This is a genomic window from Saprospiraceae bacterium (assembly GCA_016716185.1).
In the GTDB taxonomy this organism is placed as follows: Bacteria; Bacteroidota; Bacteroidia; order Chitinophagales; family Saprospiraceae; genus Vicinibacter.
In genome coordinates this window covers 1,408,109-1,431,786 of sequence record JADJWV010000002.1, presented here as the reverse complement: position 1 = coordinate 1,431,786, position 23,678 = coordinate 1,408,109, and the positions used below count along the sequence as shown (strand labels likewise).

The window sequence follows — 23,678 nt, the reverse complement described above, 5'->3', positions numbered from 1 at the left end:
CACCAGATTATTAACGTCATTTTAATAAAAATTAATATCCGATGCAACCTTTAGCCGAGCGAATGCGCCCTAAAACTCTGGATGATTTCCTGGGACAGGAGCATCTCACGGGACCCGAAGGCATACTCCGCATCGCACTCGAAAAAACCCATATTCCTTCTTTAATCTTCTGGGGACCTCCTGGTGTTGGAAAAACAACACTTGCTAAAATTTTAGCCAGCCAACTGAAAAGGCCATTTTATGAACTCAGTGCCGTTCAGGCCGGTGTTAAAGATGTCAGGGACGTTTTGGAAAAGGCAAGAAGCAATAGATTCTTCGATCAGAGCTCCCCTATCTTGTTTATCGATGAAATCCACCGTTTTAACAAATCACAACAGGATGCACTTTTGGCGGCTGTTGAAAAAGGTACCGTTGTCCTGATTGGCGCAACGACAGAAAATCCATCGTTTGAAATCAACAATGCCTTGTTATCCCGATGCCAGGTATATACTTTGAAATCCCTCGATGAAAAAGAACTCTTGCAACTTTTCCATTCAGTAGTGGATAAAGATTTTCTGTTTAAAGAGCGCACGGTAAATCTGTTGGAAAAGGAAGCTCTGATCCAGTTTGCTCAAGGCGATGCAAGAAAACTCTGCAACATTCTCGAACTGATTGGATCTCTCAAATCCGATCCGGTTGAAATTACCAACGATTTGGTCCGAAATTTGGTCCAGGAAAATATTGCGGTTTACGATAAAAATGGAGAACTGCACTACGACATTGCTTCTGCTTTCATAAAATCCATACGAGGTTCGGATCCTCATGCAAGCTTGTATTGGTTGGCTAGAATGATAGCAGGTGGAGAAGATCCCAGATTTATTGTACGCCGTCTTTTGATCTCAGCCGCAGAAGATATTGGTTTGGCGAATCCCAATGCCCTGCTCTTGGCAGCAGCTTGTCAGCAGGCTGTTGAGCAGGTTGGTTGGCCGGAATCCAGAATTATTTTAGCAGAAGCCGTTGTCTATCTGGCTTGTTCGCAAAAGTCTAATAGTGCTTATATGGGTATTGAAAAAGCAATGGCCATCGTCAATGCCACCGGCAACCTCCCAGTGCCATTGCATTTGAGGAATGCAGTGACCGGACTCATGAAAAATATGAAATACGGTGAGGGTTATCAATATGCACATCACTACCCGGGGCAGTTCAGCGAACAGGAATATTTACCCGATCAAATTCAAGGAAGGCAGATCTATGATGCAGGTTCGACCGGACATGAATCCAAAATCAAAGAATTCATGGACGAAAAATGGAAGGATAAATACAGCAAATAAGTTTCGGGCTGCTTTGACTATTTTTGCGGTCTTAATAAGATTTGTATGTCCCCGTTTGATTCTGAACACCTTCAGTTGATTAGAGATTCAGCCAAAAATTTTGCTGAAATGTACATTCGTCCTCATGTAATGGAATGGGATGAGGCTCAACATTTTCCTAAAGACCTCTTCCACGAAATGGGAAAGCAAGGCTTTCTTGGAGTATTGGTTCCGACTGAATACGGCGGATCCGGATTGACCTATCAGGAATATATTTCAGTCATCGAAGAAATTGCAAAAGTCTGCGGTTCCATCGGATTATCGGTAGCCGCACACAATTCCTTATGTACCGGCCACATGATGCTTTTTTGCAATGAAGAGCAAAAAGGAAACTATTTGCCCAAACTGGCTTCGGGTGAATGGATTGGAGCCTGGGGATTAACTGAGCCGAATACAGGCAGCGACGCCATCCGCATGAAATGTGTGGCTCATCAGGAAGGCGACTACTGGATTATCAACGGCACTAAAACCTGGATCACCCATGGAAAATCATCGGATGTCGCAGTTGTCATTGCACGCACCGGCGAACTACTCGACAGCAGGGGCATGACTGCATTTATCGTGGAACGAGGCACACCTGGCTTTTCTGCAGGAAAAAAAGAAAATAAACTTGGAATGCGGGCTTCAGAAACTACGGAAATGATTTTCGATCAATGCAAAATACATCAATCGCAAGTAATTGGCGAAATTGGAGAAGGATTTATTCAAGCCATGAAGGTCTTGGATGGGGGTAGAATCAGCATAGCCGCATTGGGTTTAGGAATTGCAAAGGGAGCATATCAGGCGGCTGTAAATTATTCTCAGGAAAGAGAACAATTTGGACAAAAGATATCCCAGTTTCAGGGCATCGCATTTAAACTTGCAGACATGGCCGTAAAAATAGAAGCTGCAGAATTACTGACCCGACAAGCAGGTAAAATGAAAGACCTGGGTCAAAAAATGACCGCCCAGGCGGCGATGGCCAAGTACTACGCTTCTGAAATAGCCGTGGCCATCGCCACAGATGCAATTCAGATCTTTGGTGGATATGGTTATACCAAAGATTTTCCGGTAGAAAAATATTACCGGGATGCTAAATTGTGCACAATTGGGGAAGGAACTTCTGAAATTCAGAAACTGGTCATTTCAAGGGAAGCTTTTAAATGAAAACGAGATTAAACAAAATTGATATAAATTCGTTATAGCTTCGATGGTGCATTACAGGATCCTCACTTTGTTGCTTTCTTTCCACGTGCTTGTCGCACAGATCGGGCTCAGCGTGTTCATGCTGTATTGTTGCTGTTCGAAGAATATTGAATATTCTTTTATTCCGAAGGAAGACCGCTGTGTTAAAACACATCCCGCCAAGTCCTGCCACCTGAAAGACAATAAATGCAAGAAGGAACATGGAAAGGCGGCACCTTGCGAAAATCAAATCGTAGAATACAAATCGCTTGATTTTGATGCAGAAAAACCTTCGCAGAAAAAGTCAGCCGATTTTACAACTCCAAGCCATATTCCGCAATTAAACATTCTGCCCCTTGCTATTGCTTCAGGATCACAAACAAATCCAATTCCAGACAAACCCTATTTTTTATCTGGCAAGGCTGTTTTAATAAATTACGTGATCTGGAGATGCTAGCCCATCGTGTTTAATTCTCTTAAACACTTTTTTTTCATTTATTATTTTTATACTTATCATGGGCAAAATCATTCTTGCTTTCATACTTACAATTGTTAGTATCGATAATCTTTCGGCACAGTTTCTGATGGGGAATGTGGTCGATGAAAAAAATCAGACCCTCGTGGGGGTAAGCGTCTACTGGCTCGAATCCAATAAAGGAACCATAACCAACGAAAATGGTTATTTTAAACTCGATCGGAAAGAAACAGATCAGCACCTGGTGCTTAGTTATACAGGATTTCAAAAGGATACAATAAATGTTTCAAACGAACTTTCCTTTGAAGTTTTTAAACTCAGGGAAGGCGTGTTATTATCCGGTGTGGAAGTAAACTCTGAACGATCTTCCAACTCATTTTCAAGATTAAATCCCTTAAACATCGAAACGCTGGAGAAAAAAGAATTTAGAAAAGCAGCATGCTGCAGCCTTTCAGAGAGTTTTCAAACCAGCAACGCAGTAGATGTTAGTTACACCAACGCCGTGACGGGATCCAAAGAAATCCAGTTTCTGGGGCTTCGAGGAATTTACACACAACTGCTCATCGAAAACAGACCGGCATATTCCGGAATAATCAGCAACTTCGGTTACGATTTGCTTTCCGGTACCTGGCTGGATCGCGTAGACATCCTAAAAGGAGCATCCAGTGTACAAACAGGAGTTCAAAGCATGAGCGGTGCTATCAACGTGCAACTTAAAAAACCTTATGAAGACCATCCGTTATATTTCAATTTATTTGCAGATGCTCACGGACGATATGAAGCCAATTTGCATTTAAACAAACAATGGAACCATGCGCGTTCGAGTGGGATATACCTGAACGGAAATCTTCAAAATACAAAGAGGGATCACAATCACGATGGATTTCAGGATGAACCGCAAAACGATCGGATCAATGGATTGATCCGCAATATCTTTTTCAGCGAAACTGTTGAAGGTCAGGTCAATGCCCAGGCATTATACGAAAAGAAAACCAGCGGACAATTGATTGAAAATAATCCATACCTGATACAACAGGAATTAAGCTATTTTAATCTGTTTGGAAATGTAGGCTATGTAGGATTTTCAGATCCCAATGACAATACTGGATCCATTTACGACATCGCATACACGAAAATAAAATCATTGTATGGAAACAGAAGTTTTGAGGCTACAGAAAAAAATATTCATTTAAAATTGCTTTACAATCACACTTTTAGTTCAGGAAATCATCAGATCATGGCGGGGCCGCAATTCAAATGGCATGATGCTTCGGAGCTGTTTGATGGAAAAAGCTTGGAGTACAAGTATAAGATTGTGGCACTTTTTGCGGAGCATAGTTTCAGAAGCAGCCTTGGACCCGATAATAAAATCACTACAACATTGGGCTTACACGCCGATTTTATCGAAAATTCGAAACCCATTTGGATGCCCAGAGCCAGTCTTCGTTATTTGTTTGCTGAAGATTGGACGATGCGGGCTTCTATAGGCAGAGGATATCGCTTACCCCGTATTTTTTCTGAAAATACCCATCTCATGGCCAGTTCAAAAAACTGGGTAATTAATGGCGCCCCTTCCATTGAAAAATCATGGAATACCGGAATCAATATCGTTGGAAAACCTTTTGTCGGTAGTAAAGAATTGGAGATCAACATGGATGCCTATTACACCTGGTTTAATCAACAACTTATAGTGGATCTCGATAAAAACTATAATGAAGTTAACATCTATGCCCTCGATGGAAAATCCAATGCATTTCAATCCATATTAACTTTATCCTATCGGTTTTTTTCATTCATGAATCTCAAGGCCGGCGGAAAATTTACTCAAACGGATGTACAATTCGATTCCGGCTATAGAAGTGCATTGTTGACTCCAAAGTACCGGGCGCTTTTATCGATGGATCTTGAGACCTCTGATAAGAAATGGCTTTGGAACATTACATCCAATTATGTTGGTAAAATGAGATTATCGGATAAGGAGGGTGTGCCTGCTGATTTATTGCATGGACATCACTCGCCTACAGAGGATTATGTGCTATTGCAATCACAACTTACCTTTACTTCGGGCCCTTGGGAATTCTATGCAGGCAGCGAAAACTTACTGGCTTACAACCAACACGATGCCATCATCCAGGCAGACAATCCTTATGGCAATTTTTTCAATGCATCGGAAGTATACGCTCCCATCTCCGGACGGAAAGCCTATGTAGGCATAAAGTGGAAAATTACGGGCAAGAAATAAGTACGAGCAGCAAAAAACGGAAAATCATTTGATACTAACGAATGTTAGTTTATTGAAATTTAAGACCAATATTGTAAGACTTAAGAAGGATATGGCAACATTCAGGTTCAACCGCATTGTTGTTGGATATTTTCTTGGATAATGGTATAAGATCCAAATTCTTAAAATCAATAATTTGAATCTTAAGCTACGAGGTGCTTTGTGGATTTGAATTGAGGATTAACAAAATGAATTTCTCGTAGAAAACTCTACAAAGGTCTAAAATGTTTTTTCTTTAGGTAGATATTCCTAATGGCGTTTTGCTTTAAGCTTCCCGCTTCAAGCTCTTCTTATAGGCCTCCAACATCTGTTTGATGTTCTCATACATCGGCTCCAATTTCAATGCATCGTCGATATGAAACCAATCGGCATGCTCGATGCCTTCTTCTGCCTGCAAGCTAAGATTTTCCGGATCATTGGCTTTGATAACATACCACTTCGTTCGTTTTAAAGATCTCGATTTGTTGATCTCGCGATACAGATGCCAGGTATTGCCTAGTTTCCATTCGAGTTCCAGGTTCTTCAATCCAATTTCTTCCCTACATTCTCTGAGCGCGGCTTGCCTTGATTTTTCACCGGGGTCAACTTTGCCTTTGGGCAGGTCCCATATTTTTTTTCTGAAAATCAAAAGCACCTTCCCATCCTGGCGATGAATAATCCCACCCGCAGCAGGAACCCAGTTGCATATACTTCTTAAATCGATAAAGATTTTAGATGGGTCCTCGCTTTCGAGTACAACTTCTTCAAACCGGTTAGATTTCTCAAGCATATCGAGGTACTGAAACAGCGTTTTCTTGTTTCCCATATAGGGCATTACAATGCGGTGTTTTACCAATTCATTCTGCTCCAAACTATGTTTGCCCGTTAATACCAGGCAATGATCATTAATTTGAATTTCGTAAATTTGCCTCCTCTTCGACATAAAATGACAATAGCCCACAAGATAGCGGATCGACTTCTGGAAATCCAATCCGTAAAGTTAAATCCTGGACAGGCGTACACCTGGGCCTCAGGACTTAAATCTCCAATTTATTGCGATAATCGCAAAGTCTTGTCCTACCCTAAGATTCGCAGTGAAATTGTCGATGGATTTGTCAGCTTGGCAAATCAATATCCAGACACCGGAGCTATAGCAGGTGTAGCAACAGCCGGAATAGCATGGGGAGCATTACTGGCAGAACACCTGAACTTGCCTTTCTGTTATGTAAGGAGTAAGCCCAAAGAGCATGGTTTGAAGAATATGATTGAAGGACATCTTGAGCCCGGAGCCAAAGTGCTCGTAATCGAAGACCTGATATCCACCGGGGGGAGTTCCATAGAAGCTTGTCAGGCAATTCTCGCGGGAGGATTTCAAATTGAAGGGGTTTTGGCTATATTTCAGTACGAATTCGGGATTGCAAAACAAAAATTTGCAGAAAAATCGCTAAAATTTCAAAGTTTAAGTCATTTTACAGCATTATTGGAACAGGCTTTGCTACATAAAATAATTACTTCAAACGAATATGAAAATCTCAAAAGCTGGAATTTAGATCCACAAAAGTGGTCTGAAGACTACCAGCTAAAGCAGCTAACCATATGAAAATTATAAGCAAATCCGCGGAAGAATTTTTACATAAATACCTCAACAATCCTTCGCCGACCGGCCACGAATCTGAAGGGCAGAAAATTTGGTTACAATACATCAAGCCCTACTTAAATGCCTGGAGCCTCGATCCTTATGGAACCTTATACGGCATTGTAAATCCGGGTAAAGCATTCAGGGTAGTCATTGAAGGCCATTCCGACGAGATCTCGTGGATGGTAAATTACATTACCGATGATGGATTTATTTACGTGATCCGCAACGGCGGTATAGATCAAAGCATTGCTCCGTCAAAAAGAGTGATCATCCATACACCCAAAGGAAAAGTAAGAGGTGTTTTCGGTTGGCCTGCTATACATACCCGCAAAGGCAATGATACCAACCTTACTGCAACCCTGGAAAATATTTTTATCGATGTAGGCGCCAAGGACAAAGCCGAAGTTGAAGGCATGGGAATTCATGTTGGCTGCTGCATCACTTACGAAGACGAACTCTTCAAACTCAACGAAAAGTACTACTGTGGAAGGGCTTTGGACAACCGGATTGGTGGTTTTTGCATCGCAGAGGTGGCCCGCCTGTTAAAAAAGAATAAAGTTAAACTTCCGTATTCTCTCTATATCGTAAATTCGGTCCAGGAAGAAATCGGATTGCGGGGAGCAGAAATGATCGCGCAAACCATTAAACCCAATCTGGCTATTGTGACGGATGTAACACACGACACCCATACACCGATGCTAAAAACCAAAGAACAGGGTTCCATCAAATGTGGTTTAGGGCCTGTATTGTGTTATGCGCCACCGGTGCACAATATTTTCCAAAATCTCGTCATCAAAACTGCGGAAAGAAAGAAAATTCCGTTTCAACGCAATGCTGCTTCGAGAACTACGGGTACAGATACCGATGCCTTTGCCTATTCAAATGGAGGTGTTCCGTCTGTGCTCATTTCAGTACCGCTTCGTTATATGCACACTACTGTTGAAACAGCCAGCATAGATGATATTGAAAATGTCATCAAACTTATTTACGAAGTCTTGTTAAGCATTGATCCCAAACAGAGTTTTAAGTATTTCTAAGAGAAGGACGAACGCGATTCGCAGTTCCCTTTTTTACGCAATACTTTTGCCCACCCTCCTGTTTCAGGTCAACAACATTTTTGCATTCGAATCTCTATCTCTGTCTGTATATACTTTTACATCCTTAACTACATTTGCTGCATACTTTTATCAAAAGCAAATTTGTTTTCATTTTCATTACAACAGAAATGGAAATACAGGTATGTATGACTGGATCCTCTTAGCTGCACTATTCATCCCGGCTTATTATTTCTTCCATCAATTTAATCAGCAATCACAAGTAATCTTATTCACCCTTACAGTCATCGGACTCCTTTATCACAATCATTCGCGTTTCTATTTATTCAGAAACATTCCACTTGTTAAAAATATTTGCATTTGCACCTGTTGGGTACTGCTTTTGTTTTATACTTTTGGAGACATCCATAGTACATTTGAAAAAAGACTGATTTATTCGGTTGATTTTTTTTTCATTTTGCTGGCTCAAAGTTTGTTGTTTGATTACAGAGACCGTCTCGATGACCTGAGCTTCGGACACAAAACCTTCAGCAATCACTTTTTATTAAAATCTTTAAAATCGGTGATTCTGATTTTGTTTGTGCTAAGCCTGATTCTTGAATGTTTTATGGTTTACATGAACTGGAAATCGTGCTGGAATCTCCTTTCCCTCTTTGTCATTTACTGTTTTTATTTTATATTTTTAAACACTTATTTACTTCGGTCAGGTACAAGATTTCCATTCAATCCTGATATCTTTCTGGTCATCAAACTTTCCCTTTAATTGAATTTTATCTAGTGTTCCATGTAAAAAACCAATTTTGAAAAGATTGGTAGCTATCCATTTTAATGTTAAGCCATATCCAAGATAAAGTTCAGATTCATTGGGAAGTAACGATTCATATCGCAAATGGTATCAATTCAATTCCGATAGGTGCTCGTTAAGCCAAATATGGATTATCCATTTTGCCTTACTTGTACTTAAGCCCTAAAAATATAAATTTCTTTGATTTAGTATGAAATCAATCCGGCAACAAAGCCGCTCTACCCCATGCAATGAACATGCAGATGAAAAATATAATGATATTGATGACAATCCTTTTATACTCCTGCCTTTTAAAACTGATTATTGCAGCGGGTATCATAATGAGACCTAAGCAAATTGAAGCAACAACCGTTAAAACCGGAAGTATGGCTAAATATTCGGGAAGTATCAGTCCGATTGCGCCCAGTATTTCGGAAATGCCAATGAAAATAACCAATGATGGAGATAAGCCCTCCACACCAGTCATCCCTTTGTCGACCAATTTAGGAACCGGATAAATTAATTTGGCTATGCCCGGAATGATAAAGGTCAAAGCCATTATGGCCTGAAATATCCAAAGAATAGTATTCATACCTGAAATGTTTATACGTGCAAAATTGCAGCAGCAGCATCAGGATCCATTTGATATATGTCAAAAAATCATACTTGAGCACGAATCCTGCTTAATGTTTCCTGCGTTATCCCAAGGTAAGAGGCAATCATTCCCAATGGAACGCGATGGATAATCGTAGGGTTTGTTTCCATTAAGGTTTTATATCGTTGAAGGGCCGTTGTAAAATGCAAAGCATCCAATTTCTGGAGCATTTGTACCAGGCTGAAATTCACTAATCGTCGGAAAAAAGTTTCAATGTTGTGGTGCTTTTGGCAAAGACTTTCTATACTATCGTAATGTATAGATAATAGAATAGAATGTTCCAACAGCTCTAATGCCCTTCTGTCGGTTTGCCTGTTTATGAGGCTGATTGGAGAACAGGCAAAAGAATTTTCAAAACTGAACCAATCGGTAACATCTTTGCCTTCTTTTAAATAGTAAGTTCTAACAAGACCCGAATGTACAAAATAAAGGTGGTTGCAAATTTTATCCTGATGCAATAGAATATGTCCTTTAGGAAATTCCAATCTCCTCAATTGATCACCAAGGTCTCTTTTTGCCTCTCCCGATAAGTTGGCAAATCGGGCTATTGCCTTAAAAAAATTGTCCATCAATGAATACTTTATCTTTTCCAATTAAAACAATATACAAACCAGGCTTGTGCCTAAAATAATAATCCAATAAAATACTTCCGGACCATCTTCATTTACTTCCTTTTGATTTTTGAAATTGTTTTACCAATGGTTTGACCCGGCTTAGCCATATCTGCTATTGCAAATTCAATCGCTTCCAGAATCAAAGCTTTTACTTTGGGATTTCTATAGTCATCAGCCTTTTTTACACTTATATGTCTGATTAAATTACCAGTTCCTTTCAAGAGTTTATGAGGATCTTTTAAAAGAGTTCCTTTATTAAAACCCAAATTCAGATGATTTGTGTAAATGGGTATCATACAAAAAGCATCGCTAAGCTTCTCTGAGATTGAAAAAACCGATGTCAAAGCATGCGTCTGGTATAAAAGTTCGTTACAGTCAGGGTAAACGTCTAATACGTAATGCCGTAAGTCGTTAAACACGTCTATGATTTCCTGGTTTTTGAAACTCAAAAAAAATTGGAAGTCCTGATGAATGGGTCGGAAAGTTTCCATCAACTTGCTTTAGAATCGTATTGCATTGCACAAATCAGGTTTCCTTCTGTATCTAAAAACTTTGCAATCCAACCCACATTTGGAATAACTGTCTTAGGCATAAGCATTTTTCCTCCATAACTTTTAACTCGTTCGATGGTGTCGTCAATATCCTCGACATTAAAAGTGCATTCCAAGCCAATGATCTTATCAGGAACAGGGGCATAAATTCTCGATTGTAAGGCACCTACTATTTCTCCGGTATCCGACTTATTGGATTGTATCTGCATAAAGTCAGATTGACCATAAGCATTGAAGCCCCAATTAAAAACTTCACCATAAAAATTCTTAGCTCTTTCCATATCGTCAATGTGAATCGCAAAATGTGTCAATTTAGTATTCATATTCTTACTTTTTATCGTTAACATATTCCAAAATATCACCAGGTTGGCAATCTAAAACCTTACATATGGATTCCAGCGTACTAAATCGAATCGCTTTTGCTTTTCCAGTTTTTAAAATAGATAAGTTGGAAAGGGTAAGCTCCACTTTTTCAGATAGCTCATTCAGCGACATTTTTCGCTTCGCCATCATCACGTCTAAGTTTACAATAATCGGCATAGCTTATACAGTTAGTTCGTTTTCATTTTGAAGTTCTACTCCCTTTTTAAAAATAGTAGCAATAATATAAATGACTGCACCCATTAAAATAAATGCCTGACTGTCTGCCAAAAATGCATCTAAGTTGCCTAAACTGAAACCACGATGCATTAAGTTATTCACAAACTGTCTGCTTATGTAACTTAACATGCCAATTGAAAGGGTGAAATAACTCATTAGAGAAATTTGGTTAGAAACAAAGGTGTTAAAGGGTTTTGATAAATCCAATCTGTGCATGAGATTGATGACAACATAAAACAGCAAAGCTTTTAAAATGGAGATGGAAAGAATGAGGCTGTAAATACCGAAGAAAGCCCATTTGGAATCTTTATAGATTCCGGTTAAATCCAACTTTTGATAAAGGTTTTGGATAAAATCAGGTTCGTACAGGCTGAAATAGAAATTGACTAATAAACCGCAGGCTTCTATGGATAAACCTACAAAAATGAGCCAGGCTACTATGTACAAGGCTTTAAAAACAAAATTATGTGTGGCTGTCATTTTTACTACAATTTTAATGTTCGGGACAAAGGTATAATAAATTTATTGTTTTTCAATATTTTTTTATTATATTTTATTATATATTAAACGTATTTCACTAAATATCAAGACATTAATTTTATTGATAAGCACTGGTTTTTCCCCATGCAACACGGTATATCGGATTCTGAACCCAGTCTTATAATAGCTTGTAAGAGAAGCCGAAAACTCCCCCATTGCAAAACCGTAGACTGAAAGAATAAAAGTCTTTAACCCGTTCTTGCCATTTCTTAAAAATGTTAGCCCTTGCTTTGTACGATGAATTTTCGATGGCCTCCCGAAGGCTACCAGCTTGCCTGGATACCATTGCTTGTGGTATTATTGAGTCTTTTCAAGACCATCGCGTATTGCCGATTCAAGCACGTCCATATTTATATCCTTCAGTGATTTGAATTTAATGCAGTATCCCGTTACAGTTGCTTTGCCCAATATTTTTCCATAAGTGTCAGGCAAATACTTTTTATCATCAATACCGATAATATACACAGAAATTCCCGTGGTATTCGCACTGATTCCAATTTGATAAAATTCCTTGTTATGGCCCTTTGCATACTTAATAGTTTGAAGTCCATAACCTATATTCGGATTTGAAATAATTTTACCGCTTTCATCTTTGCCGTCCAAGAACCATAATTTACAATTTGGCATGAGCTGCAGTAAACGTTGGTGCAAGACTTCCATTTCCACACGTTTTGGATCCGCAAGGCTGTTTAAATACTCTTTGATTTTTTCCTGTACCGTCATTTACCCTCTTTCAACCTCGTAATTCAGTTCCGTTACTCCGCAGGCAAATTGCCGGGTAGTTGGCAAAAGTTTGAGTTGTATTCTATCTTCGATATCGGAAAACAATGGAAAGCCGCGTCCAATTATAATTGGATTCAGGAACAACCAGTAGCCGTCAATTAAGTTCTGTCGAATGAGTGAATGCGTTGCCGTAGGACTTCCAAAAAGCAGAATGTCTTCCGCTGACCGGAGCTTAATTTCATGGATTTTGTCCGCAAGCTCGTTGCTAAGAATGGTCGTATTGCTCAGTCCTGTTTCTTGTAATGTTTTGGATAAAACGACTTTGTGCACATTTTTATACCACCTGGAATGTTCGATTTCGTGACGGGTAGCCGTCTCCTTGTCGGCAGCAGTCGGCCAATAACTCTCCATCAGCTGATAGGTTATGCGTCCATATAAAGCTATATCGGTCTTGCTAATCCGAGCACCGACATAATCAAAAAGTTCCTGATCAGCTTTAATCCAGTCCATTTCACCATTTGGGCCTGCAACAAAACCGTCAAGAGATACGTGCATAAAAGAAATTATTTTTCCCATAAAGTTTTATATTTAAAGTTGTCCATGTTAGTTGTGTCATGCCTTCAATGATCTGCTTAGCAGGCAACATAAGCGTGAAGCAAATATAAAGATTAGGTGCAAATGATAAGCCTGGAGAATAAATTGATTGCAGACCTTGCCCACAGCTGCAAAAATATAATTGCCGTAGATACAAAGTAATGTTAACTTGTGTGATGATCCAATTTATTACAGCATGAAAACTCTTCAACTTTTCATCATTTTATCCATATGCACAATTGACAAAAACATTTCTCAAAAATGCGAAACGGGAATTTCCGAGCGAGTTGATACGATCATCACTTTTGATACGGAAACCAAGGTCGAAGAAATAAAAATACTAAAATTCCACAATGTTTACATGAATGTCGACCCATGTGATTCACCGGCTAAACTATTTATTGCCAATGAAAGCAGTGCAACAGTTTCCCAGATCAGAGAATTATCTTCCCTCGAATTTCGATGCAATGGCCAGTATCAACGCGAATGGGAAAATGAATGGAAAATAGTCTCATTTCAAATGGTTTTATTCAAAGCGAAACGTTCAACCAAAACGTTAACGAATCCGGGATCTCAATTTACTACAGAAAATTTAAATTTTTTAGCTGAATTGAAACCGGGTGATAAGATAGCATTTGAAAAAATAATTTTGCAACATCCTCAAAAAGGCGAGGCAACCGCCGGATTTTCGTTGCGCGTTCAATGAGGGATCCATACATACAATAACAAATCTATATTAAATCGCTTAAATAACTCAATTAGGGAATTTCGGTAAATTCATAGCTTAATCAATCCATTTTTTGAAAACAGAATAATATTCTGGAATATTTTTTATAGAATGTTGACAAGCAGGTCATAATTGTTGAAAAGCTGTATTTTTTCAGACAGCTCCGCCTGGGTTATTTTTATAACTTTAGATTTAATGTGAATTATGCGGCTTTTTTGCTTGCCTTAATCTAAGTATTCTTTTTCCTCTGTCTACTGCATTGGCGGTAGGGATGCCGAAGAAAATGCAAAGAATTTCATTAGCTGCAGGCCTGGCCGTTATTTTAGATAACTCATAGACTGAATTGGGATTTTGTTTAAAGTGTCAATAATCTACAAATTTTTGGTTTGTCTAAATGCAATGTTCGCCATAATCGGTATGAGCAAGATTAATATTAATCCTTTTCCATTCATTTTTTATCACTTTCCTTTTTGCAAAATGTTTCTCTTTGTGTTTTGGTAATGGTTTCGGGCTGTACGTGCAATGCCAGTTCAAGAGGCTTTCCAGCCATTAAACGGATCCCTTGTTTGTAATATTTAGATTTTCTGATTTCAATCGTTTTTAAATCAGTTGTTAGCATGGGTTCCCGACTAAACGCCTGCATGTAGGAAGTTAAAAGAAGATAAAATAAGAAGTAATTTTTCATAAATGTGTTTTAAAATTTGAATAAATAAAATTTATAAAGATTGAATGCTTCAAAATGTGATTTAGATCTTGCATGATTTTGTATAACTCTCTGCGCATCTGCTATAAACATCCTGTTGATTTAAAAATGGATAACCTTTTAAACCGCAACAACAATCAACTTCAGTATGGCATGGCTTGCAAAAGCCCTGTGATCCTGGTTCGAAAACTGGTTCTTTAAAGCAGCTATTTAATGACAAAGAGATGAACACTACAGTCGTACTAAGAAAGCTTTTAGTAATTCGTTTCAGAATTGGATATTTTATATTTAAATAATATTGACATGTATATTCTTATCTAAGTCTTAGTGACGCATTGTCAACATCACCAGGCAGATTATTTTAAAATATAGTCAAGAGTAATACAATTTTTAATGTTTTAAAAACACACACATTTCACGCTCAGCGAGTTAGGAAATTTTTAATCCATTTCTTGTTCCATTTGTTATAATCTATGCAAGCCGTTCTATATTTGCGCCCTTTAAAATGAAGAAAAGATGAATGAAGTATATATCGTTTCGATGGCAAGAACACCCATGGGAAGTTTTGGTGGCACCCTGGCTGGTTTCAGTGCCATTCAACTTGGCATCCATGCAGCACAAGCAGCCATAGAAAAGTCCGGAATAGATAAATCCTTGATCGAACAAGTTTGGATGGGGAATGTATGTTCTGCAAATCTGGGGCAGGCACCTGCGAGACAGGTCGCTTTGGGTAGTGGACTTCAACCATCGACTGTTTGTACAACGGTCAATAAAGTATGTGCTTCAGGCATGAAAGCCATTGATCTGGCAGCGCAAGCTATTCAACTAGGGCATGCCGATATCATTCTCGCAGGAGGAATGGAAAGCATGTCAAATATTCCGTTTTATGCATCATCCATGCGTTGGGGTGCCAAATACGGACATAGCCAGTTCATCGACGGTCTTCAAAGAGATGGATTATCAGATGCCTACAACCACAAAGCCATGGGCAATTGTGGAGATGCAACTGCAGCGCACTACGGAATTTCGCGCGATGCCCAGGACGCTTACGCAATCAGATCGTATCAGTTGGCACAAAAAGCAACGGATGAAGGGAAATTAAAAAATGAAATCACACCCATTCCCATTCCGCAAAAAAAAGGAGATCCGGTTTTATTTGCTGAGGACGAAGAAATCCGCAAAGTTGATTTTTCTAAAATAGCATCTCTCAAACCCAGTTTCGGAAGTGAAGGCACGGTAACTGCAGCAAACGCATCTACCATCAACGACGGAGCTTCTGCACTTGTACTTATGAGCGGACAAAAACTTAAAGAACTCGGTTTAAAACCATTGGCCCGAATCGTTGCCAGTGCAGATGCAGAACAAGCACCTGAATGGTTTACAACCAGCCCCACCCTGGCTGCTTCACAAGTACTAAAGCGTGCAGGATTAAGCTGGAACGATATCTCCTTCATCGAAGTCAACGAAGCATTTTCAGTCGTACCGATTGCTTTCCAACAAATAATGAAAACAAACCCCGAGATCATGAATATACATGGAGGTGCCGTCTCCATGGGTCATCCACTGGGATCATCCGGTTCGAGAATTGTTATATCTCTTCTCAATATTTTGCAACAAAACAATGCCCGATATGGACTCGCTGCTATCTGCAACGGAGGTGGTGGTGCGTCTGCGATGGTGGTGGAGTTGGTGTAAGGATAGTTTTTAGTTGGCAGTTCTCAGTAGGAACTTGGGAGGTGAACCAACAAACTGCTAACTGCCAACTGCTAACTGCCAACTGCTAACTGCCCTCACTTTCCTTTCCCCTGAATCAAAACTGCCACGGTATAAAACATGATTTTAAAATCCAGTCCCAGCGATCGGTTCTCGATGTAAAGAATATCGTATTCCAATCGCTTCATCATTTCTTCGAGCGAAGAGGCGTAACCAAATTTTACTTGTCCCCAGGAAGTGATTCCTGGTCTTACTTTTAACAGATGTTTGTAGTGTGGGGCATTTTGCATGATCTGATCGATGAAATATTTTCGCTCCGGTCTTGGCCCAACTAAAGACATGTCTCCTTTGATCACATTGATAAACTGCGGAATTTCATCCAGTCTCCATTTCCTGAGAACCGAACCCCAGGGAGTAATTCGCGGATCACCTTCATAAGACAACAGCGGCCCATTTTCTTCTGCACCCATGTTCATGGAACGAAACTTATAAATTTGAAATGGCTTGCCATTTAATCCAATGCGTTCCTGACTATAAATTACCGATCCTCGGGAAGACAATCGCGACCTCAGATAAATATAGCTGATCAAAGGCAACAGGACGATCAACGCAATGATACTAACGGTTAGATCCAGGACTCTTTTAAAAACAATTTGCCACTTGGGCATAATCTCCTGCCGGACTTCAATAAGGATGGCACCATACAAATGATTTAACCTTACAGTTCCCAACAATATGTCATAAGTATCGGGAATGGTGCGTATGATGAGCCGGTCGCCGAATTCAAACAGCACATCCAAAATTGATTTTAATTTTTCGTGTTCGGTCGATTCAATTGCAATGATCACTTCTTCTATATTGAGATTGCGGATGACTGATTCAATATCCTTCAAACCACCCAGCTCGGGCAGGTATTGAACAAGATCATTTGAACTCGAACCGTTTGAATGAATAAATCCTAAAAATTTATGACCCAGTGAATAATGAAGAGAACTGATCTCTCTGAATAATTTAACAGCACTCTGATCGCCTCCAATAATAATGGTATTAAATCCAACCAATCCTTTTTTCAGGCGATTGCTTACATAGGTCAGGTAAACCAACCTGAACAAAACAACCAGCCCAAAATGCAAGGAAAAGTAAATGGCAATTGCCGAAAAATATCTTCCGTCGAATTGAATATTTTTATTGGCAAGAAGAATAAAAAACATGATTAAACTGCCAATAATTGACGAAATCAATGTCTGTGAAAAGACAGACCACCTCGACAACCGGTAAACATCGCGATATTGTTCTGTGAGTATGTAAAGTACAGCCCAACACGATGGCACCAAAATCAAACCCGAGTAAAGAAAAAGTTCAAATGAATCCGAAACTCCCGAATCAATAAAATTATTTGCTGACAGGTATTGGACAAATAAGTACCATGCTGTCAATGAAAGAAGAAAATCTCCAGCCTGGTAAATTAAATTTTCCTTTCTTTTAAACATGGATTACCGGTGAATCACTTTGATGTTATCCAATAATATCCTTTGTACTGCAATTGCTGTATCGGAACGATAATTTGCTGAAATTGCCAGCCGGTAGGAATTTGCATTCGAATCATTGATAATATCCCTGAAATTAAAGTATGCCTTGGTCCAATTTTTTTTGGGCAACAGTGTAGCGTTGATCAGATAATCTTCTCCAAGGGCACCCTTATTGCCAATAAATCCGATTGAAAACGGAATATCCGATTTGAAATGAAGCTCTAGAATTATCGCGTCAGGGCTTTGAGGGATTTGCTTTTCAATGTCATATACCGCCAGCAATGATTTTCTTTCATTGGTTAATTCGATAACCCCGGAACGCAATCCTTCAAAAGCTTCTTCTACGGTACTTAATAAAATTTTAGTTTCAGAATTTCCATCGCGATCTATGTTTAGAAAATGAATCCCTTCGAATTCTTCGAGAAATGTAAATTTCAAACCACTCTGGTACGCTGTTTTTGGAACAATATGCGTGGTTTCCAGGGGATCAAACAATGCGCTGGAAACATATGGCTCAAGCAAATCATACCGCGCCGGGTGTGTGATTTGGCCGTTTTCGCGATACCCGGGCTGGATCAGGATTTCAAGTAATCCGTTTCCGATAACGGGTAAAGTCGCAGGTAGTTGATATGCCCCAATGTACTGGTTGTCGATATAAATCCATGCATCGGATATCTGTTGTCTGGCTGTGCCTTCTCCAGGTTTTATCTCAAACTCGAATGGATTTACTTGAATGTAGGCCGGTGGTGGTTCTTGATCTGCATCACAGGAAGTCCAGATCCATAAACTCGAAATGCACAGAATGCGATACAGGGATAAGGTCATTGGTTTTGGTCGATTTGCTTCGTAATAGCCTGGACCAGAGTCATCACCTGAATTCCTTCAAGTAAATTAACCTCCGGAACTTCATCATTAACGATGCTTTTATGAAAAGATTTTAATTCTTCGACAATTGCATTGAAATTTTTAATCTCAGGCTGCACGAGACTGATGTATTTCATACCCTTATGGGTATCAATTTCAATAGTATTGTCCTGCGGTTCATCCACCAATCTGATAACCTGAGCTTCCTTGTCAAGCATGTCTAAACTGATGTAGGCATCTTCCTGAAAGATCCTGAGTTTGCGCATTTGTTTCATAGAAATCCGGCTTGCGGTAACATTACATACCAATCCGCTTTCAAACTCAATGCGGGCATTGCAAATGTCGGGTAAGGGGCTCACCAAAGAAACTCCGTTTGCCTTCAGGTCTTTTAGCGGACTATTGGCCATCAGGCAAATCAGATCGAGATCGTGTATCATGATGTCGTGAACAACAGAAACATCGCGACCTCTCGGATTAAAACTAGACAAACGATGGGCCTCAATAAATCGAGGATTTTTGATAAATGGCCTCACTGCTGCAAAACTCGGATTAAATCTTTCCACATGGCCAATTTGAACATTCACCTTATAGGATTCCGATAATTTCTGCAATTCAATGGCCTCTTCCAGGGTACTGCTCACCGGTTTTTCAATAAAGCAATGCTTCCTTGCTTTTATGGCTGAAGTTGCTAAAGAGGCGTGTGCCGAAGTCGATGATACAATATCGAGTGCATCGCATTTTTCGATCAACGCTTCGACATTGTCGAAAGCCTTTAAACCAAATAACTTTTCGACCTCTGCTCTGGTTTGAGCGGATATATCATAAAATCCAACCAGATCCCATTGCGGCAACTCCATCAGACATTTTAAATGAATCTTTCCTAAATGTCCTGCACCCAGCAGCCCGATCTTTAGTTTTTCAGAAGACATGAAACTAACGGATGTTTCTCATCAAAAAAAGTAAAACCAGGACAGCTACTATAACACCTACAAACAACACTCCGGTGGTAAGCATATGCCTTCTGAATTGATTCAGAAGTTCTACATCCTTTGGATAGTGTTCTAATACTTGCCCCCACCTGCGCGAGCTGAAGATATCTTTAAAATGAAACTGAATTCGCCGGTCGACCAGCTGTCTGTAAAATTTAAACGTTTTTATACGGATATACATGTTGAATCCGACAAACAATGCAAATATGCAAAAGATATAAACGATCGCTTTTATCATGAATTCAAATTGCTAAGTTGGGCACTAATGATCTGTTTTGCTTTCAGGATGGCTTGTTCCAGTCCAACCACTTTTTTTCCACCAGCCGTAGCAAAAAATGCCTGACCTCCGCCGCCGCCTTCAATTTCTTTGGCTGCCTCCCGGATCCATAGAGATGCATTTAAACCATGAGATTTAACCAAGGAATCTGATATCAAACACATCAACTGTGGTTTATCGTTTTCAACAAAACCAAAAACCACAACCGCTGGTTCCATTTCCTTCCCAAGTTGATAAATCAAGGCCTTTGCAATTTTGCCATCGTCAATCGTAATGCATTCAAACAAAGTCCTGATTCCACCCATTTTTTCACTTTTCGTTATCAACTGTTGCTTTAAAACAGCGGCCTGAGTTTCTTTGAGTTCTTGTATTTGTTTGTTTAAAGTTTTATGTTCGTCGAGCAATTGCTGTAAAGCTTCAACGGGTTCTTTCGGATTTTTCAATAAGTTCCGGATTTCATGCATTTGCTTAAATTGCTCATAGATCAACTTTTCGGCTTCAACCGATGTAACTGCCTCTATTCTTCTTATGCCTGCTGCAATCGCTGTTTCCGAAACAATTTTAAAGAATCCAATCTGTCCGGTTGTATCTACATGGCAACCCCCACATAATTCTATCGAATAAGAAGGGTCAAATGTGATCATTCGAACTTTTTCTCCATACTTTTCACCAAAAAGCATCATCGCTCCGGAACTTTTAGCTTCTTCTATAGGAGCAGATCTTCGTTCTTCCCTGACAATGTTTTCTCTGATTTTTTCATTGACCAGACGTTCAACATGGAGAATAGATTCTTCATCCATTTTTTGAAAATGTGAAAAGTCGAATCTCAAATATCCATCCTGAACCAGTGAACCTCTCTGCTGCACATGACTACCCAGGACTTTCCTCAAAGCTGCATGAAGCAAATGTGTTGCACTGTGGTTGTTTTCAATCAGATTTCTCCGGTATGCGTTTATTTTCAAACCAACAGTTTGATCCAATTTTTGTGGCAGACTGCTAGCTACATGAAGTATGAGTTCATTTTCTTTGACGGTATCGGAAATCTCAATTACAGCATCCTCAAAAACTGCTATACCGGTATCGCCAACCTGTCCTCCACCTTCCGGATAAAAAGGTGTGGTTTCAAATACCATTTGATAAACAGTCTGTCCTTTTATGTCCAACTTTCTCCATCGCAGGAGTTTTGTCGATTCAACGGTGTCGGTATCATACCCTACAAAATGGGTGCTGCCATCGTGGACCACATTCCAATCTGAATATTCTTTTTTTGCATCAGATCGGGACCTCTCTTTTTGTTGAAGCATGGCTTCATTGAATTCGCTCTCATCAACAATACAATGATTCTCCCTGGCAATCAATTGGGTCAGGTCAAATGGAAAACCGTAAGTATCGTAAAGTTCAAACGCAAGTTTGCCGGATATTTTTCCGGAAGATTTATCTATAACTTCTAGTTTTCGCAAACCACCTTCCAGGGTTCTTAGAAAGGAAGCTTCTTCTTCCATGAGTACATTCCCAATGAGTTTGATCTGAGCTTTAAGTTCGTTATAAACATCCCCCATCTGATCGACCAAAATAGGAACCAACCTGAAAAGGAACGGATCTTTAATGTTGAGGAATGAATAGGAATACCTCACGGCTCTTCTTAAGATCCTGCGAATCACATACCCGGGACCTGTGTTGGAAGGCAATGTTCCATCGGCAATTGCAAAACATACAGCACGGATATGATCCGAGATAACCCGCATGGCGAGATCTGATTGGGCCGCAGCATCATAGCTTGCTCCATAAGGAATTCCGGTAAATTCTGAAATATATCTGATGTATGGATTAAAAATATCTGTGTCGTAACTGGCCTTTTTATGCTGCAAGACCATCGCCAGTCGTTCAAAACCCATTCCCGTATCGATATGTTTATCAGGTAATTCTTCGAGTTGTCCGTTGGCCTTTCTGTTGAATTGAATAAACACGAGATTCCAGATTTCAATTACTTCCGGTGTGCCCGCATTGACGAGTTCAGCTCCTTCGACATTCCGGCGCTCATCATCACTTCGGATATCGTAATGAATTTCCGAACAAGGTCCGCAAGGACCCGTATCGCCCATTTCCCAAAAGTTGTCTTTTTTTCCAAAACATAGGATCCTGTCCTCGGCTACCCATTTTTTCCAACAGGAAATGGCTTCCTCGTCTTGCTGAAGACCTTCTTTGTTATCGCCACCAAAAACAGAAACATACAACCGGTCTTTCTGAAGCCCATAGACTTCTGTAAGTAGTTTCCAGGCCATTTCTACCGCCTGTTCTTTAAAATAGTCGCCAAAGGACCAGTTACCAAGCATTTCAAACATCGTATGATGGTAACCGTCGGTTCCGACTTCTTCGAGATCATTATGTTTGCCGCTAACTCTCAGACATTTCTGACTATCCGCAATCCTTTTATACTGTGCCTGTTGATTCCCCAGAAAATAATCTTTAAATTGGTTCATTCCCGCATTTGTGAACATCAAGGTCGGGTCATTTTTAACCACTATAGGAGCAGAGGGCACAATTTTATGCTGATGTTTTTCAAAAAAGTCTAAAAATGTTTGGCGAATGTTACGGGAATCCATATTATATTAAAAGTATTATATATATTTAAAGTGCTAATTTATTGATAATTATATATTTAACAAGAATTTATAAACTTTTTATAGGTCCAAACAAGGGCTGTTTATCAAAAAATCATTAATTTTGATGATTCAAACAAAGCGAGCGTAATCGGATCGCAAAGTTAGTATTTTTAACGCAGGCGGGTTTTAATGAGATCTGAAAAATACGTTTATAATCCACAAACCCTTCAGTTTGAGAAAGTTAAACTCAGCGGGACTTCGTACGTCCTGAGGGTTCTGGTTTTCTTATCCGCAGTTATTGTAACAACTTTTCTTATTTATTTCTTTACCTCAGAATTTTTCCCATCGCCTCGAGAAAAAGCCTTAAAAAGAGAGTTGAGTCAGGTCGAGTACCAAATGCTTACCATGAAGGACCAGATAGAAATCATGGATAAGGTTTTGGGGAATCTTCAAAACAGAGATGCGCAGGTTCACAGAGTGTTGTTTGGAATGGACCCCATCGATAAGGACCTTTGGGAAGGAGGTATCGGCGGGCACGACCCCAATGCCCTTGCAGGAAGTCTTAAGGTGACTGGAAATACTTTTAAAGATCTGAAAGGAAAAGTTGGCAAACTCGAGCGCCAGCTTTATATCCAAACAAATTCTCTGGATGCGATTGAAAAGAAAATGAAAGAACGGGAAGACTTTTTCCAAAGTATTCCGTCCATCAAACCAGTACGTGTCGACAAACTCAATCGCGGTGTGAGCCAGATGTCCGGTTACGGAATTCGCCTCCACCCTATTCATAAAGTTTCCAAAATGCATGAAGGCATTGATTTTGCGGCACCCGCAGGGACTGAAATTCAGGCTACAGGCAACGGCAAAGTCGTAAAAATTGAATCTAAAAAGAGTGGTTACGGCAGAAGCATTCTGATCGATCACGGTCATGGATTTTCTACGCTATATGCCCACATGAAAGAAATCAAAGTACGTCAGGGTGAACGCGTAATCAAAGGTCAGCTGATCGGCACCATAGGAAGCACGGGCACATCTACAGCTCCACATCTGCACTACGAGGTTCGCCAAAACGGAAAAGCTATCAATCCAATCCACTATTGCATGGATGGCCTCACCCCTGAAGAATATCAGGAAATGGTGGATATGGCTTCTACATTGAATCAGTCGTTTGATTGAGAAGTCGGAGCTTAAGGAGAAAGACAAAAAGTATACTGGTTAAAGGTAAGTAGGTAAAAACCTGAATGCATGGTATGTTATCGTATTGTCTGTTTTC

Annotated in this window: 25 protein-coding genes; 10 read left to right on the top strand and 15 right to left on the bottom strand. The window is 39.7% G+C overall.

Annotation, left to right across the window (positions count from 1 at the left end):
• Window positions 1-41: 41 nt before the first annotated feature.
• From IPM34_07465 to IPM34_07450, 4 genes are read left to right on the top strand one after another with little or no spacing between them, the layout of a single operon-like run.
• Window positions 42-1,310, top strand: coding sequence for a replication-associated recombination protein A (locus IPM34_07465; protein MBK8955378.1), 1,269 nt, complete (start codon window positions 42-44; stop codon window positions 1,308-1,310).
• A gap of 45 nt (window positions 1,311-1,355) precedes the next feature.
• Entirely contained in the window at window positions 1,356-2,495 is a 1,140-nt protein-coding gene (locus IPM34_07460) for an acyl-CoA dehydrogenase family protein (GenBank protein ID MBK8955377.1), read from the top strand.
• A 43-nt stretch (window positions 2,496-2,538) separates the two neighbouring features.
• A complete protein-coding gene (locus IPM34_07455; GenBank protein MBK8955376.1) occupies window positions 2,539-2,970 on the top strand; it encodes a hypothetical protein in 432 nt (143 codons plus the stop codon).
• A 58-nt stretch (window positions 2,971-3,028) separates the two neighbouring features.
• A complete protein-coding gene (locus IPM34_07450; GenBank protein ID MBK8955375.1) occupies window positions 3,029-5,230 on the top strand; it encodes a TonB-dependent receptor in 2,202 nt (733 codons plus the stop codon).
• A 304-nt stretch (window positions 5,231-5,534) separates the two neighbouring features.
• On the opposite strand, the gene IPM34_07445 is transcribed toward IPM34_07450, so the two are convergent.
• Entirely contained in the window at window positions 5,535-6,191 is a 657-nt protein-coding gene (locus IPM34_07445) for an NUDIX domain-containing protein (protein ID MBK8955374.1), read from the bottom strand.
• 3 nt (window positions 6,192-6,194) lie between these two features.
• Between IPM34_07445 and IPM34_07440 the strand changes: the two genes are divergently transcribed.
• Genes IPM34_07440 through IPM34_07430 form a run of 3 tightly spaced genes read left to right on the top strand, consistent with a single transcriptional unit; the run spans window position 6,195 to window position 8,705 of the window.
• Window positions 6,195-6,848 (top strand): orotate phosphoribosyltransferase, encoded by a 654-nt coding sequence (locus tag IPM34_07440; protein MBK8955373.1) that lies wholly within the window; start codon window positions 6,195-6,197, stop codon window positions 6,846-6,848.
• A complete protein-coding gene (locus IPM34_07435; protein ID MBK8955372.1) occupies window positions 6,845-7,924 on the top strand; it encodes a M42 family metallopeptidase in 1,080 nt (359 codons plus the stop codon). Before IPM34_07440 ends, IPM34_07435 begins: the two co-directional genes overlap by 4 nt.
• A gap of 46 nt (window positions 7,925-7,970) precedes the next feature.
• Window positions 7,971-8,705, top strand: coding sequence for a hypothetical protein (locus IPM34_07430; protein MBK8955371.1), 735 nt, complete (start codon window positions 7,971-7,973; stop codon window positions 8,703-8,705).
• 238 nt (window positions 8,706-8,943) lie between these two features.
• Here IPM34_07430 and IPM34_07425 read toward each other — a convergent pair whose 3' ends face one another.
• The 8 genes from IPM34_07425 to IPM34_07390 all read right to left on the bottom strand — a co-directional run bounded on the left by IPM34_07425 (window position 8,944) and on the right by IPM34_07390 (window position 12,985).
• Window positions 8,944-9,318, bottom strand: a complete 375-nt coding sequence (locus IPM34_07425; protein ID MBK8955370.1) for a DoxX family protein — start codon at window positions 9,316-9,318, stop codon at window positions 8,944-8,946.
• Window positions 9,319-9,386: 68 nt separating this feature from the next.
• Window positions 9,387-9,950 (bottom strand): Crp/Fnr family transcriptional regulator, encoded by a 564-nt coding sequence (locus IPM34_07420; GenBank protein MBK8955369.1) that lies wholly within the window; start codon window positions 9,948-9,950, stop codon window positions 9,387-9,389.
• 95 nt (window positions 9,951-10,045) lie between these two features.
• The gene (locus IPM34_07415; GenBank protein MBK8955368.1) at window positions 10,046-10,486 is read right to left on the bottom strand and encodes a DUF1801 domain-containing protein; all 441 of its coding nucleotides are present in this window, start codon (window positions 10,484-10,486) and stop codon (window positions 10,046-10,048) included.
• Window positions 10,486-10,869 (bottom strand): VOC family protein, encoded by a 384-nt coding sequence (locus tag IPM34_07410; GenBank protein ID MBK8955367.1) that lies wholly within the window; start codon window positions 10,867-10,869, stop codon window positions 10,486-10,488. The genes IPM34_07415 and IPM34_07410 overlap by 1 nt, the downstream gene beginning before the upstream one ends.
• Before the next feature lie 4 nt (window positions 10,870-10,873).
• Window positions 10,874-11,086, bottom strand: a complete 213-nt coding sequence (locus IPM34_07405; GenBank protein ID MBK8955366.1) for a helix-turn-helix transcriptional regulator — start codon at window positions 11,084-11,086, stop codon at window positions 10,874-10,876.
• 3 nt (window positions 11,087-11,089) lie between these two features.
• Window positions 11,090-11,626 (bottom strand): DUF2975 domain-containing protein, encoded by a 537-nt coding sequence (locus IPM34_07400; GenBank protein ID MBK8955365.1) that lies wholly within the window; start codon window positions 11,624-11,626, stop codon window positions 11,090-11,092.
• A 357-nt stretch (window positions 11,627-11,983) separates the two neighbouring features.
• Window positions 11,984-12,409 carry a DUF1801 domain-containing protein gene (locus IPM34_07395; GenBank protein ID MBK8955364.1) on the bottom strand — a complete coding sequence of 142 codons (426 nt, stop codon included), beginning with the start codon at window positions 12,407-12,409 and terminating at the stop codon, window positions 11,984-11,986.
• Window positions 12,410-12,985, bottom strand: a complete 576-nt coding sequence (locus IPM34_07390; protein MBK8955363.1) for a dihydrofolate reductase family protein — start codon at window positions 12,983-12,985, stop codon at window positions 12,410-12,412.
• A 214-nt stretch (window positions 12,986-13,199) separates the two neighbouring features.
• Here IPM34_07390 and IPM34_07385 point away from each other — a divergent pair, with 214 nt between their 5' ends.
• Window positions 13,200-13,709: a hypothetical protein gene (locus tag IPM34_07385; protein MBK8955362.1), complete on the top strand. Its 510-nt coding sequence runs from the start codon at window positions 13,200-13,202 to the stop codon at window positions 13,707-13,709.
• A gap of 469 nt (window positions 13,710-14,178) precedes the next feature.
• On the opposite strand, the gene IPM34_07380 is transcribed toward IPM34_07385, so the two are convergent.
• Window positions 14,179-14,415, bottom strand: coding sequence for a hypothetical protein (locus IPM34_07380; protein MBK8955361.1), 237 nt, complete (start codon window positions 14,413-14,415; stop codon window positions 14,179-14,181).
• Between the two features lie 534 nt (window positions 14,416-14,949).
• On the opposite strand from IPM34_07380, the gene IPM34_07375 reads away from it, so the two are divergent.
• Window positions 14,950-16,128 (top strand): acetyl-CoA C-acyltransferase, encoded by a 1,179-nt coding sequence (locus tag IPM34_07375; protein ID MBK8955360.1) that lies wholly within the window; start codon window positions 14,950-14,952, stop codon window positions 16,126-16,128.
• A 95-nt stretch (window positions 16,129-16,223) separates the two neighbouring features.
• Here the strand turns inward: IPM34_07375 and IPM34_07370 are convergent, their stop codons facing one another.
• From IPM34_07370 to alaS, 5 genes are read right to left on the bottom strand one after another with little or no spacing between them, the layout of a single operon-like run.
• Entirely contained in the window at window positions 16,224-17,636 is a 1,413-nt protein-coding gene (locus tag IPM34_07370; protein ID MBK8955359.1) for a sugar transferase, read from the bottom strand.
• Window positions 17,637-17,639: 3 nt separating this feature from the next.
• Window positions 17,640-18,500, bottom strand: coding sequence for a hypothetical protein (locus tag IPM34_07365; protein ID MBK8955358.1), 861 nt, complete (start codon window positions 18,498-18,500; stop codon window positions 17,640-17,642).
• Window positions 18,497-19,468 (bottom strand): Gfo/Idh/MocA family oxidoreductase, encoded by a 972-nt coding sequence (locus IPM34_07360; protein MBK8955357.1) that lies wholly within the window; start codon window positions 19,466-19,468, stop codon window positions 18,497-18,499. The genes IPM34_07365 and IPM34_07360 overlap by 4 nt, the downstream gene beginning before the upstream one ends.
• Before the next feature lie 4 nt (window positions 19,469-19,472).
• Entirely contained in the window at window positions 19,473-19,766 is a 294-nt protein-coding gene (locus tag IPM34_07355) for a hypothetical protein (protein ID MBK8955356.1), read from the bottom strand.
• Window positions 19,763-22,408: an alanine--tRNA ligase gene (gene alaS / locus IPM34_07350; GenBank protein MBK8955355.1), complete on the bottom strand. Its 2,646-nt coding sequence runs from the start codon at window positions 22,406-22,408 to the stop codon at window positions 19,763-19,765. The genes IPM34_07355 and alaS overlap by 4 nt, the downstream gene beginning before the upstream one ends.
• Window positions 22,409-22,597: 189 nt before the next feature.
• Here alaS and IPM34_07345 point away from each other — a divergent pair, with 189 nt between their 5' ends.
• Window positions 22,598-23,581 (top strand): M23 family metallopeptidase, encoded by a 984-nt coding sequence (locus tag IPM34_07345; protein MBK8955354.1) that lies wholly within the window; start codon window positions 22,598-22,600, stop codon window positions 23,579-23,581.
• Window positions 23,582-23,678 lie beyond the last annotated feature (97 nt).